At 36.9% G+C, this 25859-nt stretch carries 15 protein-coding genes; 7 read left to right on the top strand and 8 right to left on the bottom strand.

What is annotated here, in order from left to right; all coding sequences use genetic code 11:
- Positions 1-108: 108 nt before the first annotated feature.
- Positions 109-3204, bottom strand: coding sequence for a TonB-dependent receptor (locus tag ATE47_RS02430; RefSeq protein ID WP_062160467.1), 3096 nt, complete (start codon positions 3202-3204; stop codon positions 109-111).
- 240 nt (positions 3205-3444) lie between these two features.
- On the opposite strand from ATE47_RS02430, the gene ligA reads away from it, so the two are divergent.
- Together ligA and ATE47_RS02420 are read left to right on the top strand one after the other, a co-directional pair.
- Positions 3445-5451 carry an NAD-dependent DNA ligase LigA gene (gene ligA / locus ATE47_RS02425; protein ID WP_062160466.1) on the top strand — a complete coding sequence of 669 codons (2007 nt, stop codon included), beginning with the start codon at positions 3445-3447 and terminating at the stop codon, positions 5449-5451.
- Between the two features lie 115 nt (positions 5452-5566).
- Positions 5567-6211 (top strand): MgtC/SapB family protein, encoded by a 645-nt coding sequence (locus ATE47_RS02420; RefSeq protein ID WP_062160465.1) that lies wholly within the window; start codon positions 5567-5569, stop codon positions 6209-6211.
- Positions 6212-6236: 25 nt separating this feature from the next.
- On the opposite strand, the gene ATE47_RS02415 is transcribed toward ATE47_RS02420, so the two are convergent.
- Positions 6237-6704, bottom strand: coding sequence for a copper resistance protein NlpE (locus ATE47_RS02415; RefSeq protein WP_062160464.1), 468 nt, complete (start codon positions 6702-6704; stop codon positions 6237-6239).
- A 134-nt stretch (positions 6705-6838) separates the two neighbouring features.
- Between ATE47_RS02415 and ATE47_RS02410 the strand changes: the two genes are divergently transcribed.
- A complete protein-coding gene (locus tag ATE47_RS02410; protein ID WP_082632459.1) occupies positions 6839-8977 on the top strand; it encodes a S46 family peptidase in 2139 nt (712 codons plus the stop codon).
- 182 nt (positions 8978-9159) lie between these two features.
- On the opposite strand, the gene ATE47_RS02405 is transcribed toward ATE47_RS02410, so the two are convergent.
- Entirely contained in the window at positions 9160-12027 is a 2868-nt protein-coding gene (locus ATE47_RS02405) for a M16 family metallopeptidase (RefSeq protein ID WP_062163415.1), read from the bottom strand.
- Between the two features lie 338 nt (positions 12028-12365).
- On the opposite strand from ATE47_RS02405, the gene ATE47_RS02400 reads away from it, so the two are divergent.
- The 4 genes from ATE47_RS02400 to ATE47_RS02385 all read left to right on the top strand — a co-directional run bounded on the left by ATE47_RS02400 (position 12366) and on the right by ATE47_RS02385 (position 15437).
- Positions 12366-13667: a DUF389 domain-containing protein gene (locus ATE47_RS02400; RefSeq protein ID WP_062160463.1), complete on the top strand. Its 1302-nt coding sequence runs from the start codon at positions 12366-12368 to the stop codon at positions 13665-13667.
- A gap of 60 nt (positions 13668-13727) precedes the next feature.
- Positions 13728-14285 carry a YdeI/OmpD-associated family protein gene (locus tag ATE47_RS02395; protein ID WP_062160462.1) on the top strand — a complete coding sequence of 186 codons (558 nt, stop codon included), beginning with the start codon at positions 13728-13730 and terminating at the stop codon, positions 14283-14285.
- A gap of 77 nt (positions 14286-14362) precedes the next feature.
- Positions 14363-14761, top strand: a complete 399-nt coding sequence (locus ATE47_RS02390) for an immunity 22 family protein (protein ID WP_062160461.1) — start codon at positions 14363-14365, stop codon at positions 14759-14761.
- Positions 14762-14780: 19 nt separating this feature from the next.
- Positions 14781-15437, top strand: coding sequence for a hypothetical protein (locus ATE47_RS02385; protein WP_062160460.1), 657 nt, complete (start codon positions 14781-14783; stop codon positions 15435-15437).
- An 85-nt stretch (positions 15438-15522) separates the two neighbouring features.
- On the opposite strand, the gene polA is transcribed toward ATE47_RS02385, so the two are convergent.
- From polA to ATE47_RS02360, 5 genes are all read right to left on the bottom strand, one after another.
- Complete coding sequence (gene polA, locus ATE47_RS02380; protein WP_062163414.1) at positions 15523-18357, bottom strand: DNA polymerase I; 2835 nt, start codon at positions 18355-18357, stop codon at positions 15523-15525.
- Between the two features lie 505 nt (positions 18358-18862).
- Entirely contained in the window at positions 18863-19213 is a 351-nt protein-coding gene (locus ATE47_RS02375; protein ID WP_062160459.1) for an immunity 51 family protein, read from the bottom strand.
- A 97-nt stretch (positions 19214-19310) separates the two neighbouring features.
- The gene (locus ATE47_RS02370; protein WP_062160458.1) at positions 19311-20057 is read right to left on the bottom strand and encodes an immunity 22 family protein; all 747 of its coding nucleotides are present in this window, start codon (positions 20055-20057) and stop codon (positions 19311-19313) included.
- A 111-nt stretch (positions 20058-20168) separates the two neighbouring features.
- The gene (locus tag ATE47_RS02365) at positions 20169-21002 is read right to left on the bottom strand and encodes a hypothetical protein (protein WP_062160457.1); all 834 of its coding nucleotides are present in this window, start codon (positions 21000-21002) and stop codon (positions 20169-20171) included.
- Positions 21003-21004: 2 nt separating this feature from the next.
- Entirely contained in the window at positions 21005-25765 is a 4761-nt protein-coding gene (locus ATE47_RS02360) for an RHS repeat-associated core domain-containing protein (protein ID WP_062160456.1), read from the bottom strand.
- Positions 25766-25859 lie beyond the last annotated feature (94 nt).

Here is a 25859-nt window from a genome sequence, read left to right as displayed (position 1 = left end):
TGATTCATATTTAAATTAAAATTAAAGTGAATGGTGAATTTGCTTTGCAAGTCAATTGCCATAAATCGACAAAGTAATTCACAATTGACCATTCACATTTCACATTTTTTAGAATGAATACTTCGCTCCTACCTGAATTTGGTATGGATTTCCTGATAACGGCTCCAGTCCGCTGGTGTTTAAGCTGTATTTAAGCTCTTTCGTAACCGGATCAAATCCTGTAATTCTGTAAAGCGATGTATTTCCGTAAGATTTGTTAACTCCCCATTCTCTGTTCAGTAAGTTAGCTACGTTAAAAATATCAACCGAAAGCTCAAAGTTACCGATTTTTTCAAATTTAATTTTCTTTGCTACACGAACATCCCAAACTCCATAAAATCCGTTTTTACCGCCATTTCTTTCTGCAATCTGGTTATTATAGTCTGTAATATAGTTTTTTAATGCTTGTCCCACTTCAGGATTATCAATTAAAGTCTGAGTAAGAGTCGGGAAAATATACGCCAAATCGTTAGAATCAACAAAATCTCCGTTTACGTTTCCACCCGCCGTTACAGAAAAACGCGTTCCTCCAATTCCTGAATATCTGAGACCTAAAGTAAACCCGGCAATCGTTGGTGAATTCCCGTACAATACGACTTTATTTCTAAACTGGTTATCAGAATATGTCATTCTTAAATTTCTCGGATCACTCTGAACCAATGTCGACAATGTCGCAGAATTTGCCACGTTTCCGTTGTATGAAGTATTATCCTTAATGTCTGACCATGTGTAACTTGCAGTGATTTCTCCGTCTCTCCAGTAACGGTAACTTGTATCAACAACAAACGAGAACTGGTTAACTTTTCCATCGCTCACAAGCTCAAGAACTCTTCCAAAATTTTGGTTAATTCTTCCATCTTTCCAGTTCATGGTTCCGTTTGCAGCTACCGAGGTGATTGGTACAAAAACTCCTCTTCCACCTTCATTATCCAGCGTAAAGAAAGGATTTGCTGCCATATTCCTGTCATAATAGAAATAGTTATTTCTGCCCAAAGCCATATAACCCGCAACTCCCGCTCTGAATTTTTCATTAAAGAAGTGAGTATATGAAATATTGGCTTTATAAACGATAGGAATTTTCGCATCTTCACCTGTATAGTTAATCGTAGGAAGCTGATACTGAGGAAGTGACGGAACTGTTCCATAATCATTTCTGTAAGCATTAAAATCCGGAATAAGGCCAATCTGCGAAGGATTCACATCCACTGTCGCCAAATGTCTTCCATCAAAAACCAAATTATTGATAACCATATAGTTATTGATATCAGAAGAGAAAATTCCCGCTCCAAATTTCAGGAAATCCTTGTTTCCTTCATTGATATTCCAGTCAAACTGAAATCTTGGCTGAATGATAAACGATTTAATCTGATTATCCGTCCTGATTCCCATTTCATCAAATAACTTTTGGTTAAACTCTGCTTTTGGATAACCTCCGTAATCTAATCTTAAACCAGCCATTAAGTCAAGACCTTTCGCTATTTTCGTCTGAATTTGTCCGTAAATACCTACATTCCAGATGTTTGATTTCACAGAAGGATCTTCCATCAAAGGAACTTCTCTGTAAAATCTGTAAGCCGTCATATTTTCAAAATTGTAAAGGTTACTTGGGTTTGTAGCGGCTTCCCTGAAGTGGAATCTACCGTTAACCTCGCTTCCATAAACAGATCTAGCCGCGGTATACATCAGATCTGCCCCGAAAGTATATTTAATTTTATCAGTGTTGTAATATAAGTTGTCAACAATCTGAAATACGTTATTCCTAAAGCTTTCCTGTGCAAAACGATGTCCTCCGATCTGGATATTTGTTCCACGGTCTTTTCCATCAATATTCGTCAACACATTTTCTACAATAGCTCTGGGAACGGCATGTCCAAGCTCATCGTTCTGGTAACTGTCCTGAAAAGTGTATAAATATTGCGCCTTTAATTCATTAGTTATATTAGGCTTTAAGTTTGACCTTAAAGTCAACAATAAGCTGTTATCCAGGTTTTTATCATTCCCGTAAGATTCAAAGAAATTGATTGATGTATTATCACCCAATCCGTTTTTGTTCATATCATACGTGAAATTATTTCTTAAGGTTAACAAGTTTTTATCGTTAATCTGCCAATCCAAACGTAAAAATGCCGCATCAGAATTTCTCACTTTATCGAAAGCTCCAAACTGCTGTGTGTTTGCAACACCATATTTGGCTCTTGCGACATCCAGAAACTTGTTAAGCGTCGCTGTTGTTGTATTTAACCTTAATTCGTCGTCATGCGATTTGATATCAGCGATCTGCAAAGGCCTTGAATCCAGCTGATGATCCCAAGCTACGAAAAAATGTAATTTATTTTTAATAACCGGTCCGCCTAATGAAAAACCAAACTGGGAAGTTGAGAAATCATTATCCCTTTTGTTACCTCTGATATCGTACGGACTTGAAAGCCAGTTTGTTCTCAAATATTCCCAGGCACTTCCGGAGAATTTATTCGTTCCGGATTTTGTCACGGCACTTACTGTTCCGCCTCCGCTTCTTCCCAGCGTAACATCATATTGGTTGGTTGTGATTTTAAATTCACGAACCGCTTCGATAGAAATTGAAAACGGCGCACCGCTTCGGCTTGTTGTAGAACCTGCTGAGGTAGGGTTTTTCGCGGTCATCCCATCGATGGTAAAGTTGGTAGAAGAACCCAATTGCCCCGAAAGATTTCCACCTCTTCCGCTTAAAGGAGAAAGCTCGGTAAGGCTGGTAAAATTTCTTCCGTTTACGGGTAAAATCCCGATATTTTTCGCTGTAATTGCTGTTGCAGCTCCTAAATTTCCGATTTTATTTTTCAGGTTTCCTACAATAATTACTTCTTCAATCGATTTTTCACTATTATTGGAAAGATCCATGTTTACGGTAACCTGATCACCAAAATTCACAGTATACCCTTCTTTTTTCTCCTCATTCACGATTACCGTGTAAGGCCCGCCAAGAGGAATTTCCTTAAAAATATATTCCCCTTTTGAGTTGGTTTCCGTTTCGGTTTTAAAGCCTGTTGACTCGTTTACAATCGTCACTTTTACCTTATCCGAAGCTCCGGTTACTTTTCCAACAATAGAAGCCTGCGTTGTCTGTGCATACGCCAGTGTTCCGAAGCTTAAGAATAATAATCCCAATACAATCTTTACTTTTCTCATATTTACAATTTAGCCCTGCAAAGGTATTTCGACTTTGGGAGCCCACTGTTTAAGGCAGTTTTAACAATTTTTCAATTAAATTATAACATTATGTTAAGTCATTGTAAACACTTATTTTATCTTGAACAAAATCAATAGCTTGAGATATATTACGTGATCTTAATTTTATCAAAATATTTATTTCTCTTATTTTTTAAATGAAATTAGTTTAGTTATTTTTGCTTAAAAGATAAAACCTCAATGCCCGAAAATATTCAACAAAAGATAGAACAGCTTCGCCAGGAGCTTCATCAGCACAATGAAAATTATTACCAGCTGGACACACCCACCATTTCAGATTATGATTTTGACATGCTGTTGGAAGAACTTCGTGACCTGGAGGCAAAATATCCGGAATTTTATGATGAAAACTCACCAACGGTACGTGTCGGAGGAGGAATTACAAAGGTTTTCCCGACAGTTCAGCACAAATTCAGGATGTATTCTCTGGATAATTCCTACGATTTTGATGATCTTGAAGATTGGGAAAAAAGAATTATTAAAACCATCGCGGAACCCGTAGAATTTGTTGCGGAGCTAAAATATGATGGAGCTTCCATTTCCATTCTTTATGAAAACGGAAAGCTGGCACAGGCCGTAACCCGTGGAGACGGTTTTCAGGGGGACGAAATTACATCAAATGTAAGAACCATTTCAGATATTCCTTTAAAATTGAAAGGCGATTTTCCGGAACATTTTTTTATGCGTGGCGAGATTTATTTAACCCGAAAAAATTTCGACAAAATCAATCAACTGCGTGAGGAAGAAGGCTTAGATCCATTCATGAATCCAAGAAATACCGCAAGCGGAAGCTTGAAAATGCAGGACAGCGGTGAGGTAAGAAAACGTGGGCTTTCATCGGTGCTGTATCAATATATTTCAGAGGAAATTCCTGCAGAAACGCATTGGGAATTACTTGAAAAGGCGAAATCATGGGGTTTTAAAACTTCGCAGCAGGCAAAACTTTGCACGACTCTGGATGAGGTGAAAGAATTTATCAATTTTTGGGATATTGAAAGACATAATTTACCTTTTGAAATTGATGGAATTGTATTGAAAGTCAATTCATTAAAACAACAAAGACAGCTTGGATATACCGCAAAATCTCCACGCTGGGCGATGGCTTACAAATTTAAAGCTGAAAAAGTTGAGACCGAATTACAGAGCGTTTCTTACCAGGTCGGAAGAACGGGAGCGATTACTCCGGTTGCGAATCTGAAGCCTGTTTTACTGGCCGGAACCATTGTAAAAAGGGCTTCGCTGCATAATGAAGATATTATTAAAAAACTCGATTTACACGAACATGATTTCGTCTATGTAGAAAAAGGAGGTGAAATTATTCCGAAAATTGTCGGCGTAAACACAGAAAAAAGAACCGAAAAAAGCAAAGAAATTGAATATATCAAGCATTGTCCTGAATGCGGAACCGAGCTTGTAAAAATTGTAGATCAGGCCATCCATTTTTGCCCGAATGATCTTCACTGCCCGCCGCAGGTCGTGGGAAGAATGATCCATTATGTTTCCAGAAAGGCTTTAAATATTGAAAATTTAGGCAGCGAAACGATCGAACAGCTTTACAGGGAACGATTGATTGAAAATCCAGCAGATTTTTATGCCTTAACCAAAGAACAGCTTCTTCCACTGGAAAGAATGGCGGAAAAATCTGCCCAGAATATCATCTCCGGAATTGAAAAATCAAAAGAAATCCCGTTTGAAAAAGTGTTGTACGGAATTGGTATAAAGCACGTCGGGGAAACGGTTGCGAAGAAATTAGTTAAAAATTTCACAACCATTGAAGAGTTGAAAAACGCGACTGTTGAAGAGCTTTGCCAGGTGGAAGATATCGGGACAAAAATTGCGGTAAGTATTGTTGATTTCTTCAATAATCCTGAAAACATTTTAATGCTTGAAAGGTTAAAATCTTACGGCGTTCAGCTTGAAAAAGGCGAAAGTACAAATGAAGTTTTATCTAACGTCCTGGAAGGAAAAACTTTCCTGTTTACCGGAAAATTGTCTTTATTTACAAGAGAAGCGGCAGAGGAAATGGTAGAAAAACACGGCGGAAAAAACATTTCGGCGGTTTCAAAAAACCTTAATTTCCTTGTTGTGGGTGAAAAAGCAGGAAGCAAATTAAAGAAAGCTCAGGATATCGGAACGATTGAGATTCTGGATGAGCAGCAGTTTTTAGATTTGATCGAGAAACAATAAAATTCAGAATAATATAAATCAGACTGTCTTTCCGGGCAGTCTTTTTTTATAATCCGAATCATAATGCATAACAAAATTTTTATCGTAATTTTATTTTAAGCTAAAAAAATAAACAATGGAATTTTTAAATGATCATTCTATTCAAAACGAATTGTTGTTGATTTTTATCTCCGTCGTACTGGGGATTCTCATCGGTGCAGAGCGGGAATACAGGAACAAATCGGCCGGTTTGCGTACTTTTATTCTGATCTGTTTCGGGTCCTGTCTTTTTACGATTCTATCTATAAAAATCGGTGTTGATGATCCGGATCGTATTGCCGCAAATATTATCACTGGAATCGGTTTTTTGGGAGCCGGAGTTATATTTAAAGGAGACAATAAAATCGACGGAATTACCACTGCCACTACAATCTGGGCAACAGCTTCCATTGGGATGGCGGTAGGTTCCGGATATGTTTATTTGGCCCTTTTAGGCACTATCCTCGTTTTGTTGGTTTTAAGCTCTCTTACTGTTTTTGAAAAACTAATTGATAAAGAACATAGAATCAGGGAATATAAAATTGCTGTTGTTAATCATGAAGACGTCAAGCACTGCGAAGATATTTTCAAAAAAAATCATTTGAAATTTGTTATATCAAAACAGCAGTATTCGCAGGGAAACCTTGCCACCTCCTGGATTGTGATAGGAAAAAGCGCAAATCATGAAGCTTTACTGAAAAATCTTATGGAAGATGAAAAAGTAATCGCCTATCAATTCTAGCAAAAAAATAAAGGCAAAAATGCCTTTATTTTTTCATTAAAATATACATAGATTTCATTTTTCCATCTATTTCTTTTCCATCTATATCAAGATGTACTAATTGATTCTCTGATAATTTATATTTCCAGCTTTCTTGTCCGGATTTTAATGTAATAACACTTCCTGTAGAATCCCACTCTATAACACCCTTGTCATTGAACTTGTTATCTTTATCGCCCAAATATTCGGTCGCTATATTAAAAGTATTATCCTTATTTAGCGTAATTGTAGTTTTTATTCCTTCACAGCTTGCACATGGTAATGTTCCTTCATATGTTCCAACCCAATTTAGAGAGTTTTTAACATTTTCAGGCTCTTGTGCAGAATTTTTGACAACAGTAGAAGTGGAATCTTTTTTTGTTTCAGGTCCATTTTTCTTTTCATTTTGTGTACATGAAACTAATAAGCCCATCATTAAGAATACTGAAATCGATGTTTTTCTTTTTTTTATCATTTTGTTTTTATTAATCGGATTTGTACCAACAAAATTTGTACCGTTGTAAAAATATTACATCAATTAGTATGAAGTGACGACAGGCATGCTTATAATCTTTATTTTCTTTGTAAATTGGAGGAAAATTTTTGATTATGACAAAAAAGATACTTTTATCTGTATTTCTTTTGCCGGCTGTAATGACGTTTGCACAGCAATACGGAGGAATGTGGATCCCCACAGAGCTTAATGAAAAGGAAATGAAAGATTTGGGAATGAAAATCTCTGCGAAAGACATCTTCAACCCTCAAAAAGCAAGCATTAAAGACGCTGTAGTACAGTTCAACGGTGGCTGTACCGCTGAAATTATTTCACCAAAAGGATTATTGCTAACCAACCACCACTGTGGTTATGGACAGATCCAGGCGCACTCAACTGTTGAGAATGACCTTTTATCAAACGGTTTCTGGGCAAAAAATCCTCAGGGTGAGCTTCCAAATCCGGGGGTAACAGTGGATTTTATTGTTGATATTAAAGAAGTTTCCAATCAAATTTTGGAGGGAACAGACAACCTTACAGAACCTGAACTTTCAAAGAAAATCGCCAATAATATTGAGATTTATAAAAATGCTCAAAAAACTGAACCTTATCAGTCGATTTCCGTAAAATCAATGTATTACGGGAATAAATATTACGCTTACACAATTGAGACTTACAAAGATATTCGTCTAGTAGGCGCGCCGCCGCAAAGCATTGGGAAATTCGGTTCTGATACGGACAACTGGGTTTGGCCGAGACATACGGGAGACTTCTCGATGTTCAGAATTTATGCTGATAAAAACAATAAGCCGGCGGAATATTCAAAGGACAACGTTCCTTACGTTCCGAAGCATTATCTCCCGGTTTCCATCAAGGATAAAAATGAAAACGACTTTACTTTTGTTTTCGGATTTCCGGGAAGAACAACGGAATATCTTCCGGCAATTGCAGTTGAAAAAATCATGAAAGAGATTGATCCTGCGAGAATTGCAGTAAGAGATGTCGCGTTAAAAACATTAGACGAAAAAATGCGTGCCGATGATGCCACCCGTATCAAATATGCTTCAAAATATGCTTCAGTAGCTAATTACTGGAAAAAATGGATCGGTGAAGTGGAAGGTCTTAAAAAATCAAACGCAGTGGAGAAAAAAGTGATGTATGAAGGTTCTTTAGTTGCTAAAAATCATGAGATTAAATCAACTTTAGATCAATTAAACAAGCTTTACAACGATCAGGCTCCATTTGCTTTAAACAATGCTTATTATTCCGAAACTGTAAGAAATGCCGAGACTCTGACGCTGGCAAACCTCTATTACAACTACATCACTGCCGTGGAAGCCGGAAGAATGGATGAAAAAGGTACTGCTGCTCTTAAGAAAAAACTGGCTGCTTTCTACAAAGATTACAGCGCGGAACTGGATGCAAAAGTAACGGCAAAATTATTGGCTCTTTATGCAAACAAAACCGCTCCACAATTTTTGCCTGCAGGATTTGAAAAGTATAAAAATGAAGCTCAGAACATTCAGAATATTGAAGAAATTTCTAAAAATTCTATCATCACAGGAAGATCAGAGGTGAATGGTGTTTCATTGTCTCAGGATATTGAAAAAGGATTTTCTAATCAGGATAAATTAATTAAAAGTTTAAAGAAAGACCCTGTTTATCAGCTTTTCAACTTGATGAGAGAAACTTATATGACCAAAGCCGATCCTCAGTTTGCATCTCTTCAAACAAAAATTGATGCCTTGCAGAAAACTTACATGGCACAACAAATGGCAACGGATAAAGACAGAAAATTCTTCCCGGATGCCAACTCCACGTTACGTGTCACGTACGGGAAAGTGAAAGGCTCTTTGCCAAGAGATGCGGTTTCTTACAACTATCAGACGCATTTGGCGGGTGTGATGGAAAAGTACGTTCCGGGAGATTATGAGTTTGATGTTCCTAAAAAGCTGATCGATCTTTACAACAAAAAAGATTTCGGAAATTATAAGGATAAAACCGGCGATGTTCCTGTAGGATTTACGGCCACAAACCATACAACCGGCGGAAACTCAGGAAGTCCGGCGCTGGATGCCAACGGAAATCTTGTCGGGCTCAACTTCGACAGACAATGGGAAGGTACAATGAGTGATATTAATTATGATCCGCGTTTCAGCAGAAATATCATGGTTGATACGAAGTATATTCTTTTCATTATCGACAAATTTGCTGATTCAAAATGGTTGGTTGATGAAATGAAAATTGTGAAATAATTTAATTGAATTCATATAAAACCCCGAAAGTTTTCTTTCGGGGTTTATTTTTTGTTTTGTGGAGATGCTTCGATTCCGCTCAGCATGACATTTCTAATACTAACTGTTATTTCTGCATTGAACTACATATTTGTAGCGTTGTCATGCTGAGCTTGCCGAAGCATCTCATATTTAAATTAATTTTAATATCCAAAAATATCCTTTAAACTCACTTCTTTGAATGTTCCCATTTGATTAACAGCATCCATATTCAGGTTTTCTCTTTTACCTATGATGGCTGTATTGAAGCGGATCGGTTTAATTTCTGTGTTATAAAACTGCTTCAGATCTTCAAATTTCAGATTTTGAATCTGGTTATAAATATCTTTCCTGAAATCGTGCTGAATGTTTAATTTTTTTAACCTTAATGTATTAAAGAAAATATTCGTTCTGGTAATTCTTGTTGATGCAATTTGCTTTAACGCTGCACTTCTGGCATTTTCAAACTGAGCCGGAACCTCCGGAAGCTCAGTCATCAATTCGGTCATTGTATCAACTGCAATCTGCAATTTATCCGGCTGTGTTCCGATGTATGTTGTAATATAATCCGGATGATTCAACTCTGCATTCGCTGCATAGGAGACATACGCAGAATACGCCAGACTCTTACTCTCACGGATTTCCTGGAAAACGATGGATGACAAACCGCGTCCGAAATATTCATTAAAAACATTAATTTTCCCAAAATTTTTGGTATTCACCAAATGCCCTTTCCCTATTTTACTCATTTCCATCTGAACCATATCATAGTCGGTGAAATAAACATTTCCGCTCGTTTCAGGCTCAGGATATTTTTTAGGTTCCGGAATCTGATAGCTTCCGTTTTCAACATATTTTCCGATATATGATTTAAAATTTTCAAAATCTTTCCCGTAAAAAAATATCTGATAAGGAAACATGAATAATTTTTTCATCCTGTCTGTGAAAACTTCAACTGTACTGCCTTCCAGCTCTTCTTTCGAAATAATATCTGTAAAACGAGAGAATTCGCCTAATTTTGTATAGTTAGTTAAAGCCGTCATGATACGGCCTTTATCTTTTTTCACAGCAGCCCGGTTTTCCAGAACCGTTTCTACAAATTGATTGTAGATTTCCTGATCAGGTTTCACATCATACATCCAGTGTTGAAGCAGTTCGATTCCCTTCTCGATATTTTCTTCAAGACCATTTAAGGATATAGTAAGCTGGTCATTTGTTGTTTTAAAATCATTGGTAACTCCAATTTTAAAGAACTCTTTTTTAAGATCTTCCGGCGAAAATTTTTCCGTTCCTAAATATTGCAGAATCTGTGTAGAAATTCCTAAATCACGGTCATTATCACTTCCAAACGGGAAAATAAAATGAACCTGTGCAATATCATTGTATTTATTTTTAACGAAACTTAATTTTTTATTTTTAATTAGATCTGTATTAATTTCTTTTTGATAATCAATAAATTCCGGTTGAATGTCTCCTGTTTTTTCTGATAAAATCTGTTCCAGGAATTCAGACTGCGTTTCACGGTTGATTTTTATGGGTGTAATTCCCGGGTTTTCAACCCTGATCAGTTTATCGTTTACTCCTTTTTCCTTATAAACAATTACATAATTATCCTTGAAAAACTCATTGGCAAAGCTTACAACATCTTCTTTTGTAAACTCGTCGTATTCATCCATTTCGTTCAGTTCCTGTTCCCACGTTCTGCCTTTGATGTATGTGTCATAGAGGTTTGTCGCCAATCCGTCTGCCGTTTCCAATGTTTTCATCCTCTGAATTTTAAAATCATTGATGATCGCGGGAAGCACCCAATCCGGGAACTCACCTTTCTTCACTAATTCAATCTGCTCCAGAACCATGTTTTTGGCTTCATCCAAAGTCTGTGTTTCCTTCGGAACGGCTACAATTGAAAAATATCCGTATTGCTTTAAACCTACTGAAAAAGCCTGTCCCCAAAGCAGTTTTTGAGTCTGGTTAATATTTAAATCCATTAATCCTGCCTCACCTCTGTTGCTCAAAATATTGGCAACAACATCCGCCAGCAAAGCTTCTTTTGTTCCGTAGCTTTCTGTTCTCCAAGCCAATTGAATTCTCGGTGTAGTCGGACTTTTTACGGTTCTTTTTACAATTTCGGTGATCGGTTTTTCGATGATCGGAGTTTTTTGGGGCAATTCTCGGTAAGGAAGTGCTCCAAAATATTGATCTATAAGCTGAATTGTTTCTTCAAAATCAAGATCTCCAACCAAAACCAGTGCATAATTATTGGGAACATAATATTCATCAAAATACTTATGAATCGCCTTCATGGAAGGGTTTTTCAAATGTTCCGCTTTTCCCAGGGTCGTTTGCTGACCGTTCGGATGCGTTGGAAAAAGCGCGTCCATCAGTTCATACTGAACCAATCTTGTATCATTGTCCTGCGCTCTGTTGAATTCTTCATAAACGGATTCTAATTCCGTATGGAAAAGTCTTAAAACCAACTCGGAAAATCTTTCTTTTTCCACTTTCAGCCATTTTTCAAGCTCATTGTTGGGAATATTATTTTTATAAACCGTTTCGTCGAACCAGGTATGTGCATTCGTCCCCGTCGCTCCCAGCGAAGAAATCGCTTTATCATATTCATTAGCAATAGCATACCGACTTGCTTCCTGAGAAATTTCGTCTATTTTCCTATAGATTTCTTTCTTTTTTCCAAGGTCTTGCTCAGCTTTATGATTTTCGTATAAATCTGAAATTTGGTTTAATAATTCCTTTTCCTTTTCCCAGTTTTGAGTTCCGATTTTTGATGTTCCTTTAAACATCATGTGCTCCAGATAATGAGCCAATCCTGTATTATCAGCCGGATCATTATTACTTCCCGTTCTCACCGGAATATAAGTCTGAATTCTCGGAGCATCGAAATTTTGGGCAAGAAAAACCTTTAATCCATTTTTCAATGTATAAATTCTTACCTTATTTTCGTCGTTGGGAATTGTGATATATTCGTAATTGTTTTTATCTGTATGAATTGTTTCGCCGTATCTTTTGTCAGTCATATATAAACTCATTTTCATTCCTTTAACATAGTGAGATACAAATGTAAGCAATCGAAAAGCAAACTTTGTGAGTTTTCCGGAATATTACATCTATTGTGATGATTGTTGAGTAAATAAATGCAGTTCTCTTAAAGTATCGGGCTGTTTCGGGGCGGGAGCTTCGCTCCCGCCCCGAAACAGAAAATTTGTATTTAAACTTATAAAATGTATATTTGCAAAGGCGGGATGAAATTTTATTCATCCCGCTTTTTTATATCACTGCGTGGATGAGCTGTAATTAATTAAAAACATGTAATTTTTTATTAGATTATTGACATTTATAAAATACAATTAATGACATGAGAAACACTATTTCCAAATTCCTGGACCTGCATATGGGTGAGGAAAATCCTAAAATTGTTCTTGAAGACGTCACCAGTAATGTATCTTTCCGAGGAGCCAATCTTTGGATTCTGGCTTCCGCGATCCTGATTGCATCAGTAGGTCTTAATGTAAATTCTACTGCCGTGATTATCGGAGCAATGCTTATTTCCCCTTTAATGGGGCCGATTGTAGGAGCCGGTTTTGCTCTTGCAACTTTTAATTTCGGTTTATTAAAAAAATCAATCAAAAACTTGATTATTGCGACCATTGTAAGTTTGGCGGTTTCTTCATTATATTTTTATCTAAGTCCGTTCAAGGAAGTACAATCAGAGCTTTTGGCAAGAACATCTCCCAATATTTATGACGTTCTTATTGCCTTTTTTGGAGGAGTTGTAGGTGCAGTATCCATTACCAGGGTTGAAAAAGGAAATCCTATTCCGGGCGTAGCCATTGCCACAGCTTTAATGCCGCCTTTGTGCACCGCCGGATTTGGTATAGCTACAGGTAATCTTTCTTTTGTTGCAGGGGCTTTTTATCTGTATACTATCAATTGCTTTTTTATCTGTATTGCCACATTTTTAATTATAAAATTCTTAAAATACCAGGCCGTAGCCAATACCGATAAAACTCTTGAGAAAAGAATCCGTTATGGGATTTCTGTCTTAATCATTATTATGATTGTTCCCAGCTGCTATTTGGCTTATGATCTTCTGAATGAGAAAAAATATACTCAAAACGTAGAGAAGTTTATCAACAGTGAGTTTACAAAAAACGGATATACGATTATTTACAAAAAAGTGGACCATCATACGAATCCAAAATCTATCGAACTCGCATTCTTGTCTAAGGAGTTTGACAGTGCTGAGATAAAAAAACTAAACAATTCACTGAAAGATTTCGGAATAAATAATACGACACTTACCATTAAGCAAAATACATCCGACCTGAAAGCGGAAATCCTCAATGAAATCAATCTTCAAAAAACCAATACTTCAGAGAAAGACCTTCAGATCAATGTCTTAAAAAATGAGCTGAATCAGTATAAAATGGACAATCCGGAACTGGTGAAAGAGATCAAAATTTTATTCCCTGAAGTGAATGAAATTGCCGTCGGGAAAATCCAGAATTTCTATACACTGGATTCCACGGGCGTTGAAACGGCTTTCCTTTACAAAACAGACTCTAAAATTGATGAGCCAAAATTAAAATCATGGCTGGAAAATAAATTAAAATCCAACAAAATAATATTAGTAAATACAAAAACCTTTAGCAAATAGCTAGAGGTTTTTTCAGGAAAATGGATTATCTTGGATACAGGAATTTAGTTTAATTAAAAAATGGAACCAATATTCTTCAAAACACCGGATGAATTCAGAAAATGGCTGGAAAAGCACCACGAAACCGAAAAAGAATTGCTGGTAGGATTCTACAAAGTCGGAACGAAAAAACCTTCCATGACGTGGTCGGAAGCCGTTGATCAAGCCCTATGCTTCGGATGGATAGACGGAGTGAGAAGGTCTATCGACGATGAAAGCTACTGCAACCGTTTTACTCCAAGAAAACCGACAAGTAACTGGAGCGCGATCAATATCAAAAAAGTGGAGGAGCTCACCAAAGCCGGATTGATGACGCCTGCAGGTCAAAAAGCATTTGAGCTGAGAAAAGAAGAAAAATCCGGGGTTTATTCTCATGAAAATGAAGTTGCAACCCTAGATCCTGCCTACGAAAAACAATTTAAATCCAACAAAAAAGCATGGGAATTCTTCAATAATCAGGCTCCGTCATACAAAAAAGTGATGCTTCACTGGATTATGAGTGCGAAGCAGGAGAAAACAAGATTATCGAGATTGGAGAAAGTGATTAGGGAAAGTGAACTTGGGAAAAGGGTAATTTAAAGCAATATATTTATTTTAATTATTTAAATTTGAAATTCCGTTTAATAATCATCTTAACGGAGCAACAATAAGCAATTATGAATATAGAAACATTAGATTTTTGGGTAGGAAACTTCAAAACTGAGGAGGATTTTTATGAGTTTGTAGAAGAGGATGAAAATTTCTACATGGAAGAAGAATCTGACGAAAAATATATTTCAAAATTTGCAGAATCGCAGGACACAATCTGGCTAGATCATGATTTTGTAGAATACGGTTTTGAAGATGGAAACAGAACAATTTACGAGAAATTTGCAGACTATTCTTTTGCGGAGCAATGGCTTCCGATTCTCATCAACAGACTTAATGAACTTAATCTTGATTTCGATATCAATTCTATTATTTTCCTGAACAGAGGACAAATTCCTAAACCGACTTCGGTTGAAAGCGATTGGTTTTCTTTGGTTTATATTGGTGGGATTGAGTTTGCGGTTTAAAAATTCAAATAGTACAAACATGAATAAGAATTTCAAACTCACAGGTGGTGTAAAAATTGGAAGTGCTAATCTAACTTATCCTTTTGTAGATCTATATGTTGATGAAAATATCTTTAAAATAAACGCTTCACTACTCGGAAGCTTCATTTTTCAGCCGCAGGATATTATTTCTATAAAACCTCACAATTCATTTCCTCTGTTCGGGCAAGGAATAAAAATCTATCACAGAGTTACAAATTATGATCAAAATGTGATTTTCTGGACGATAAAAAATCCCAATTTTGTTATTAATGAAATTAAAAATACCGGATTTTTAGATAAGATGCATTTACCGTTAACAGAAAAAGATCCGAAAATCATTGAACAGCAAAAACAGGGTGGATTTCCGATAAAACTTTCTGTAGCTATAGGCTTTTTTATTATATGGAATCTTTGTATTTGGTATGAGTTTATTCCTATGTTCAAACAAAATAACTCACATACTTTTGGCTACGGAATTTCTACAGCCCTGGGAATGCTTTTTATTACAGCTTTAATGACGCTCATTTCAAAAGAATTCAGAGGTTTGATTTTAAAAGAAGGAAAAGGTCTTGAAGATGTAAAGAAGTTTGTTATTTTTTTAATACTTATAAGTGGGATTATGTTTACAGCTTTTATTACATTAACCTTGTCATAATTTAAATCATTATAAAATTAAACCACAGTTTTAGTATAAAACAAAAACTCCCACTAAAAGTGAAAGTTTTTATTTTATTATTTTTTTAATGTGCTTCCAGCCAGTTGTTTCCAACACCAACTTCCACTAGCAACGGAACCTGCGTTTCAATGGCACTTTCCATTTCCATTTTGATAATATTAGTGGCTAGTTCAACCTCATCAACCGGAGCTTCAAAAACCAATTCGTCATGAACCTGCAAGAGCATTTTTGTCTGTAATTTTTCTTTTTCCAGTTCTTTCTGAATTTTAATCATCGCCATTTTCACAACATCCGCCGCACTTCCCTGAACAGGTGCATTCACGGCATTTCTTTCCGCATGGCCACGAACCACAAAATTATTGGAGTTAATATCTTTTAAATGACGTTTTCTTCCCAAAATCGTTTCAACGTATCCTAACTGACGGGCTTTATTTACCTGTTCTGCCATGTATTCCTTCAGCTTCGGATAGGTCTCAAAATAGGCTTCGATCATTTGCTTGGCTTCCGATCTTGATAAGCCGGTTTGTTCCGCCAAAGCGAAAGCACCCTGTCCGTAAATAATCCCGAAATTCACGGTTTTAGCCTGGCTTCTCTGTGTTTTTGAAACTTCTTCCAACGGAATTTTAAACAATTTCGCGGCCGTTGAAGCGTGAATATCTTCCCCGTCCTGGAAAGCTTTAATCATATTATCTTCACCAGAAATTTCGGCGATCAGACGAAGTTCGATCTGTGAATAATCGGCAGAGATAATTTTTTTACCTTCCGCTGAAACAAACGCCCCACGAATCTGCTGCCCTCTCAAAGTCCGGATCGGGATATTCTGTAAATTCGGGTTTACACTTGCCAGACGGCCTGTTGCAGCCGTAGTTTGTGAGAAATTAGTATGTACCCGGTTATCCGTTTTTTCAATCTGTGACGGCAACGCATCAACGTAGGTTGATTTTAATTTCTGATAGGTTCTGTATTCAAGAATATGCTTAATGATTTCATGTTTTGAAGCTAATTTTTGAAGTACATCTTCCGAAGTTGCGTACTGACCGGTTTTTGTCTTCTTTGCCTTCGGATCAAGCTGCATTTTTTCGAAAAGAATTTCACCCAATTGTTTTGGTGAATTCATATTGAATTCTTCTCCTGAAAGTTCAAAAATTTTGGCTTCCAACTGTCTTAGATCGTTCTCCAGGTCGATACTTTCCTGAGCCAGCCATTTTTCGTCAAGGGAAATCCCTGAAAGTTCCATTTTGGCCAATACTTCCATTAAAGGCATTTCGATGTTAAAGAATAAATCTTCAAGATTTTCCTTCTTCAATTGCGGCGCAAACAGCTCGTACAACTGGAAAGTGATGTCTGCATCTTCCGCAGCATAATCCGTTTGAGTCCTTAAATCGGCATCTCTGAAATTCCCTTGATTTTTTCCTTTTTTCCCGATAATCGTTTCAATGGAAACAGGTTTATAATTTAAATAAACTTCTGATAGATAGTCCATTCCGTGTCTTCCGTCTGGGTTTAAAAGATAGTGTGCGATCATCGTGTCGAACATGGCTCCTTTCACGGTAATATTATATCTTTTCAGAATCTTATAATCGAATTTTAAATTGTGAGCAACTTTTACCAAATCTTCTTTCTCAAAAAACGGCCTGAAAATTTCAAGAGTCTGTAAAACTTCACCCTGATCCTCCGACAACGGGATATAATAAGCCAGTCCTTTTTTATAAGAGAAGCTCATTCCCACTAATTCAGCTTCCAGCTCGTTCAGGGAAGTGGTTTCCGTATCAAAACAAACTACTTTTTGCTGTAAAAGGTTTTGAACTAAAATTTTCTGAGCTTTTGGATTGCTGACAAACTGATATAAATGGTCGTTTTGCTCAATTGTTGATTTCGTAGAAGTGGCCTGTTCGAGCTCTTCGTAGGTTGCAAAAAGATCCAGCTGAGTCACCTGTCCTTTCACCTGAGTTCCTGCCGAAGTCTGTGTAACCTCAACTTCACTTACAACAATGGTTTCCGTAGGTGCAGGCGCAAAAGCACGGTATAAATTTTCGTACAGCCTTCTGAATTCTATTTCATCGAAAACTTCTTTTACCTTCTCAAAATCAGGGGTTTCCAGATCGTATTGCTCCTGATGGAATTCAATAGGCGCATCACAAATGATAGTTGCTAATTTTTTGGATAAAATCCCACGTTCCGCAGAAGCTTCTACTTTTTCTTTTAATTTTCCTTTTAATTTATCCGTGTTGGCTAAAAGGTTTTCAATGCTGCCGAATTCTTTAAGGAATTTCATGGCTGTTTTTTCGCCAACGCCTTCCAGTCCGGGAATATTGTCAACGGCATCACCCATCATCGCAAGGAAATCGATCACCTGTTTTGGGTCTTCGATCTCATATTTTGCTTTGACTTCATCAACACCAAGAATTTCTATATCTCCGCCTTTTAAGCCTGGTTTATAAATTTTAATTTTATCTGTAACAAGCTGTGCAAAGTCTTTATCGGGTGTTACCATGAAAGTCGTGTACCCTTCTTTTTCGGCTTTGCAGGCAATGGTTCCGATCACATCATCGGCTTCATATCCTTCCACTCCTAAAATCGGGACGTGCATCGCTTCTAAGATCCTGTGGATATACGGAATCGCAGTTTTGATAGCTTCGGGAGTTTCGCTTCTGTTGGCTTTGTAGGCCGCAAAATCATCCGTTCTTACACTTGCCTGTCCGACATCAAAAACCACCGCTAAATGTGTCGGTCTTTCTCTCCTGATCAATTCGATCAAAGAGTTGGTAAAACCGAAAATAGCAGAGGTATCCACCCCCTTGCTGGTAAGCCTGGGATTCCTGATCAATGCGTAATATCCCCTGAAAATCATTGCATAGGCATCAATGAGAAATAGTCTTTTATCTTGAGTTGCGTCCATATTTTCCATAAAGAACAAATATAAGAAATTACTGTCTTTTCTTTTGTCTTAAAATAAAAGAAACAAAAGTTCAAGACCGAAAGCTTGTTTAATATTTCATTTCCCCGGACTGTTTTAACGCGCTGGAATTCCCCTCCTCTGGAGGGGTGGCGAAAATTCGTAAGAATTTTTGACGGGGTGGTTTGAGAGTGAATTGTGAAATGTTAATCGTCAATTTTTACAGCACTCATTCACTATTCACTTGCAAAGCAAAATTGACTATTGACGAATTGTCCACCACCCGTATAACGACAGACTCCCTAGCCCGATTGAAGCATTTGTTTGAGCTCATTTTCTGGGTTTTTTTGGCGCGGCGGCTTCGCCGCCGCGCCAAAAAAACCCAGAAAATAGCGAGTGCGGAAAGCGGGAAATGGCTTCAAAAAAAATAAATCTGCAATTCGACATAGTCAAACAGCTCCTAAAAAAAAGACCCCGAAAACGAGGTCTTTACATTGTATAAAATATTTTAATCTATTTCTGCTTTTGAAAATAAATCCTGAATCACCATTTCATCTTCGCAGGCTTTTTTAAAGTCCGTGACAAATTCTTTGAGACTTTCCGGATTCGAGGAATAGGCGCAGAACATATCTGCTTCGGGATCAAATTTGATGTCTTCTGCCAGATGGGATTTTTTTTCGTTCAAAAAAACTTTTGCCAAAGACGCCCAATCGTACCCGTTTCCTTCAAAACCTTCGTCTTTTCTCCACTCGAAAATGTCCGGTTTATAAGATCCTGCATTCAAACATACTGAAAAAGTTTTTTCTGAGGCTACCCAAAAAAAGGGTTTAATCGTTGTTTCAAAGTTGTAGGCTTCCATACTTTAGTTGTTTTTATTTTCCTTATTTAAAGATAATAAAATTCTGTTTCGGGAAATTTTTTATAACATTAATTAACTTTTTTTAGGACATTGTTGATTATTCCACTTCAAACCTCCCGATGTACTTCATTCCAAGGTTCATCCCAATTTTTTTTCCGTCTATTTCTGAAGTTTCATTTAAAAATAAATCTAAAATAGCATTGACTTCATTGGGAATTTTCATTTCATCAGCTTTTAAGATCATTTTTTCCGCCACATTAAAATCTTCTATCCGATTGATGATCATATCATCCAGCTTTTCTTTCATGTAGCTGTAATAAAAATTTAAGTCTATAATTTCGTTTTCATCTACATCAATTATTTCTTTAATTTCCTCTTTTTCAAAGTCGTACCTGCCTACCCATAAATGATGAACTCCAAACTCATCGGTGCTGGCTGCTGAAATCCGGGTTATTTTACCTAAATATTCGACCGTTTTTGAGTTGGAGGCATCTTCTTCACTCAAATCATTGACCTTATAGGCAATTACAGCGTTTGCATTATTGATCGTATGTTTTTTCCATACGCTGCCAAGCTCTTCTTCATCTGCCAGAATATCTTTTGCTAAAGCTCTAATTTCTATTGCATCCTGATAATATTTCATGATCATAGAATCTTCGTCGTAAGTATAAAGATTGACTTCTTTACAGAAATCGCATCTTAGCTCTGTATCCGGCTCCACGTCGTCTTCGTTTCCTGTAGGGAGTTCATTGTCATAGATTGCCCATGCATCGAGATATTCTTTCTGATCCAGGTATTTTTCAAACTCCCTTTCTGATTGAAAATTTCCTAACCAAATGTGCATTATTTATATATTTAGAATAATTTCGTATCTGTTTACTAAATCCTGAAATTGCTCTTTATGCAAATTTCCTGATAATTACTTATTATTTCTAAGCTCATTCTTATTTTAAAGTCATTCTCTCCTTATTAAGAACTGATAAATTTCATCCTTAGATAAATCCCATTCATAAGGGGCTTCAGGGATTTCGGCCAATTGTGTTTCAAGCAATGGGTGAATGATTTTTACATTAAGTAATCCTTGATCTTTTCTAATTTTTTCTATTGATCTGATTTCATATGGAATATAATTTAATGAAAGAATTTCAGAAAATTTGTTTTTCAAATCCAATGAGCTGTAAATATGAAAATCACACATTTCAAAAAGTAAATCACCTAATACTTTTTCGTCCGTTGATTCCCAATTATCCAGATATCTTTTATAAATATTTTCTTCGGGTAAAGCTGCATATAATTCCTGATTTATTTCTTTTGTTTCACTCAGGTCATACAAAATCGCCATAAACAAGTGATGGGTTTCTTTTTGCTTGTATTTTTCTTTATCATCTTCAAATAATAATTGAAAATATTCTCTTGACAATTTTGCAATATCTTTCATATTCCAAAGAAAAGATAAACCAATAATGCATCCTACAGATCTTGATGTAACTTCTTTATAAGTAAAAAGCTCTTGTAAAATATGTTGCTGCCAAAGTAAATAACGGGTAATATATTTCCAGCCTTCTTTCTGGTCATTTAAAATAAGGTGTTTAGGATAATCTCCAGCATGTATACCAATGCCTAAAGTGAGATTTCTGGCAATTGTTTCCTTAAAACCGTCTTTAATATCATCCTGAATACTTTGTTTTATCAAGTCATAATATTGATCGATTTCTCCTTGGCTTACTCCTTCTTTTTTTAATGTATTAATCTGTTTATTAAACTCACTTATTATTTTTTTATGCTCCATATTTATGAATATTTCTGTGGCCACTTACTCATTCTTGTCATTGTAGCATCGCCAGTTGCCTTATTTACTTTATATTTAATCAGCCTTCCTTCAATGCCGTGAGCTCTGATATCTCTGTCTATAATATTTGCAGTTCTTACCATTGAAGGATCAACTTTTTGCCCTCGTAATGTTCCTTTGTTTCTTACTTCATCTAAAATGTTCTGAATATAATCATCTCCTTTTTGCAAAATGCTTAGTCTTGAAGTGTTTGCTTTTACTTCAAAAACGTGTACTTTCTTCGTTAAAGGATGCTGTGCAACAACATCAATACCATTTTGAGAACCATTTTTAATTTCGGTATAAACATTCCATCCTCTTTTTCTTAATCCATCTACAAAATTTCCTTCCGCCATATCACCAATTGGCGTATTATTAGGCATCAGACCTAGAATATCCAACAATGCATTAGTATCTTTCACATAATTGTATAACCCGAAACCACCTAATAATCCAATTGGGTCCTTACTAATATAAACTCCGGAATCCAGGTCATAATAACGAAATCTATTGTAATTCAACTCAATTTCCGGATCATAATACTGTCCCTGATATTGAAAAGGTATAAAATTAAAATTTCCTTTTTCTTTTCTTATATCTCCATAAAGATCAAGCTCCCTTTCCCAAATGAGTTTTCCATTTTCATCAAATGCCTGAATCGGTGTTCCTAAATAATCGCTTATAATAGAATATCTTTCACCTCCAATACATTTTGCAACAGGAGTATATCCACTTCCGTCATATATCCAGGTCACAATATTTTCTACAGGTTCTGAACTTGTTTTCAATTCACCTTTATCATCAATATCAGTTGCTGGAATATCCTCTATATCATAACTCCATTCATGCAACAATACATCGTCATCCCAAATATAGCGCGTTATTTTTCTATTTCCAATTTTTGAAATTCTTCTTCCGAGCGCATCATACTCAAAGCTCACTTCCTTCCCATCCGGCCGTTTTACTTTTGCCAGCATTCCATTCGCATTCCATGAATACGCCCAATCTCCGCTTTCCCATTCCGGTTTTTGAATTTCGGATGAAGGATTTTCATTAACGTTTGGTAAATTATCTCCATCCTGCAATTTCGGTTCATTCAACCAGTCTGCGGCGATAGATTTGTAGTATGGATGAGAATTATTTTCTTCTTCTTTTTGATGTGATTTTAAATTATTAATTGGCCTTTTGCTTGTTAATAATAAATTTCCTTCTTCATCGTAATGATAAAACCAATTTTTGTCGCGCATCAGCTTTCCGCCTTTGTCATAAATTCGGTCGGTTCGTTTTGCACTTTCATATAAACAGCCCGTTTCATCAGGATTTTTGTACTGAATTTCGCCGTTTGAATATTCCGCCGCAACCAAACTTCCGAAAGCGTCATAATCGAATCTTGTTCTTCCACCCGTTACCCTATCTAAAACCTGTAATAATCGGCTTCCGGCTGCCCAATGATAATCTTTATGGAAAGCCGTATTGGTTTTATTCACCATTACTTTCTGACTTACAGGCATTCCGATATGATCAAATTCGAAAATACTTTCGACACCACCGGTCATTTTACGGGAGAATAATTGCCCGTTCCGGCTTATGTCGATATCCATCTGCCAAGGCTGATGAACATCTTTTGTAGCTGCAGTCACGTTTTTAAGCTGGCCAAGATCATTATAAGCATAGTCGATTTCTGCGCCTAAACTGCTTTTTAAGCCAATCAGGTTTCCTTCACTGTCGTATTCATAATTAATGGAATGTTCGCCTTGTTTTTCGCTGGTTACCAATCCCAGTTTATTTCTCTGGAAAGTTACGCTGCTGTCTTCATTATCAGCTTTTATCAACATCCCCGAAGTATCGTATTGATACGCTTCCCAGGTTCCGTCAGGATAGTGAGTCTGCGTTAATCTTCCGCCTAAATCATATTCGTAAAAAATATTTTTCCCGTTCGGATTTCGACTTTGAGTAACTAATCCGTCCTTATCCCTTACAAAGAATTTCTTCTGTCCGTCGAAACCGGTTTCCCCAATAATATCGTCGTTGTTATTTCTTTCAAATTGATAAACTTCGCCTTTTTCATTGGTGATGCTCATCAGGTTTTCATAAGCGTTATAGCCAAAAACCAGGGTTTCTTCTTTTTTATAAGTTAAAGCATTTCTCCGAACCTGACGTTTCAGGCTTCCCATCGGAGTGTAGCTCAGCAACCATTCTGCCTTTCCGTCGGTTGCATAAACCGGAAGATCATAAGCATCATAACGAAGCTTTAATGGCAATTGTCCCGGCTCATTTATTTCAACCACACGGCCCATCTTATCCCGATTCCAGAGTGTTCTTTTCATAGCTCTCGGACTGAAAACCAGCAATCTTCCATAATCATCATACTTCCAGTATTGTTCGCCTCCGATATTGTTGGTTACTCTTGTGATTTGGTTTCGGTTGTTGTATTCGTAATGTGTTTCAATTTCCTGTTTTTTACTGCCTTCAGGAAGTTTTTCATCATTTAAATATTGATAATTAATTGTTTCTTCCGTAGGATCTGTATAACTTATTAATCTTCCTTCTTCATCATAAATCCATGTTTCGGAAGTTCCTGAAGGAGAATAACGCGCGATAACCTGCCCGAATTCATTGTATTGATAATGATATTCTTCACCATCCGGCGTATGGAAAGTTTTAATATTCCCAAATTCATCGTAAGTATATCCCTGAACACGGCCTTCCGGAGTCCCTATCATTTTTAATTCGTTGTGGGAAGTATAGTCATACCAGGTTTCACCGCCTTCACCATCGATTTGTTTGTACACCAAAAGATCTTCATCGTAATAATATCTTTCGGTTTTATTGTTTTGTTTTGGATAAATGACTTCTGTATAGCCTTCTTCATCGTTATAGTTTAAAAAACCTTCCATGAAACCCTCCAGACCTTTGGTATGAACCACTCTGTTTTTTTTGTCGTATTCCCAGTGGTAGCTCATTTCATTCCTGTTGGTTCTGCGGATCACCCGATTTTGATCATCATATTCAAAAACGATGGCTTTCTTGTGAATATCCCAGACATGGGTAAGATTTCCGCGTTCATCGTAATCATAACGAACCTGCAGGTCTCTTTTATTTTTATAGCAATAATAAACTTCAGCAATTTTTTTAAGTTCAGGATGAAGAACCGTTTCGATGCTGAAACCACTTTTAACATCTTTAATGCTCTTTAAAACAATATTTCTATCCTGATAATCATATTCCCTCATGGTTCCGTCGCCATATTCAATATGAATTACCTTAAAAATACTTCCTTCCGTAGCATGGTGGAAACGTTTGTAGGTATAAATATCCGTTCCTTTTCTGATGATCCAGATACTGCTGCTTGGACGGTATTGCCAGATTTTCTGACTTCTGTAATACGTTAATTCTTCCCCAATCGGCGGAACAGGAATCGGCATCGGCTGCAATTCTTCGGGATGAACCCAGGCTGCAACATTATCTTCTTCATCTGGAACGATATACAGATCATGAGAATTGAAAATTCCGTTTCCTAAAATTCCATGTTGGTACGGTCTGTCGCTGTACCAGATATTTGTCCATTTTAAAGGTATTCCGGCTTCAATTTCAAAATCATCCCATTCAAACAACATCGCTCCGGAAGCAAAGTTTACCGGTTCTAATCCAACTTTACACAAGGCTTTTGAAACAGGATTTGTCTTTCCGAATTTTCCCTGTAAAAAGTGATTAAACTTAGTAACCCCTTTTCCTAAACTCTTCGTTAACCCTCTCATTAAGGCCATTCCCGCAAAACGCATCAGCATTTCGCCCGGCGTGTAAACGTGAGGTACAAACGCACCACCCACCAACACAGGGCCTCCCGTATTAATTTGAATATATAAACTTGAGAAATTATTATAAAAAGCAAAATAAGCCAGCGGATTTTTCTTCGGCTTGTTCGGCATGGCAGGAAGCATGGTCATCCCAAAAGGCAATCCCATACACGTTAGAACCTGCTGCGGTTGATTTCCGCTCATTTTACTTCCCTGTCCCAGAACGGTTTGTGCGCCGTAGTACACTTCCCCTTCATGCGGAGCTTCCTGTAAAAACGGGATCAAGTAAACGGGAATCAAAGAAGTAACGTGCCTGAAAGGAATTACAACACCCATCACACTCGTAGTAGTCGTGGCTTTGTGTCTTCCATGAACATATATTGAACCTCCCATTGGAATACTTTCCGGAAGGTCTGGTTTTAAATTTCTAATAAATTGTGGAATCGGAATCGTGAATTTTATGTAATCCATGATATCAAAAACGATCCCGATAAACGGATGGGGCAACGGCAACGGAATCAACATAAATGACGGCGGCGGCGGAATCAAAGTCCAATGGATATCGATCGCCAGGACAATATCAAAATGCTTGCTCGTATGTTGAATTGCGGTGGGTGAAATGGCAGGAGTATTAACTTTAATTAATTTAACCTTGCTTTGCGGCGCAGCCTTTTCCGCCGTTACGGAAGGTCCGCCTCCGCTTCCACCTCCTGATTGTCCTGCATTGCCGTCTGCCCCGACTACAGATTTCACCATAGAAACCGGATTCAGGGAATCGAAATTGTTTTTCATCCCGTTTTTCCAGCCTTGCGTGGTTTTTTCTGTGCTGAATGAAGTAACGTCCGCCGAAACACTCAGCGAACGGTCCGGATTCATATCTGGCTTTGCAACCTTTATTTTTTTTACATTTTTATTTTGAGCTGCCATGATATTTTAATTTGAGATTTGGTGTGTTTTAAAATTTTTATCGCAAAGCCATATAAAGTTTTTGAATATTTTAATTTATATAACATAAACAAAG

Origin of the sequence: Chryseobacterium sp. IHB B 17019 (assembly GCF_001456155.1) — a bacterium.
GTDB lineage: Bacteria > Bacteroidota > Bacteroidia > Flavobacteriales > Weeksellaceae > Chryseobacterium.
The sequence above is the reverse complement of the archived record's forward strand: the minus strand, read 5'-3'. Positions and strand labels throughout refer to the sequence as shown.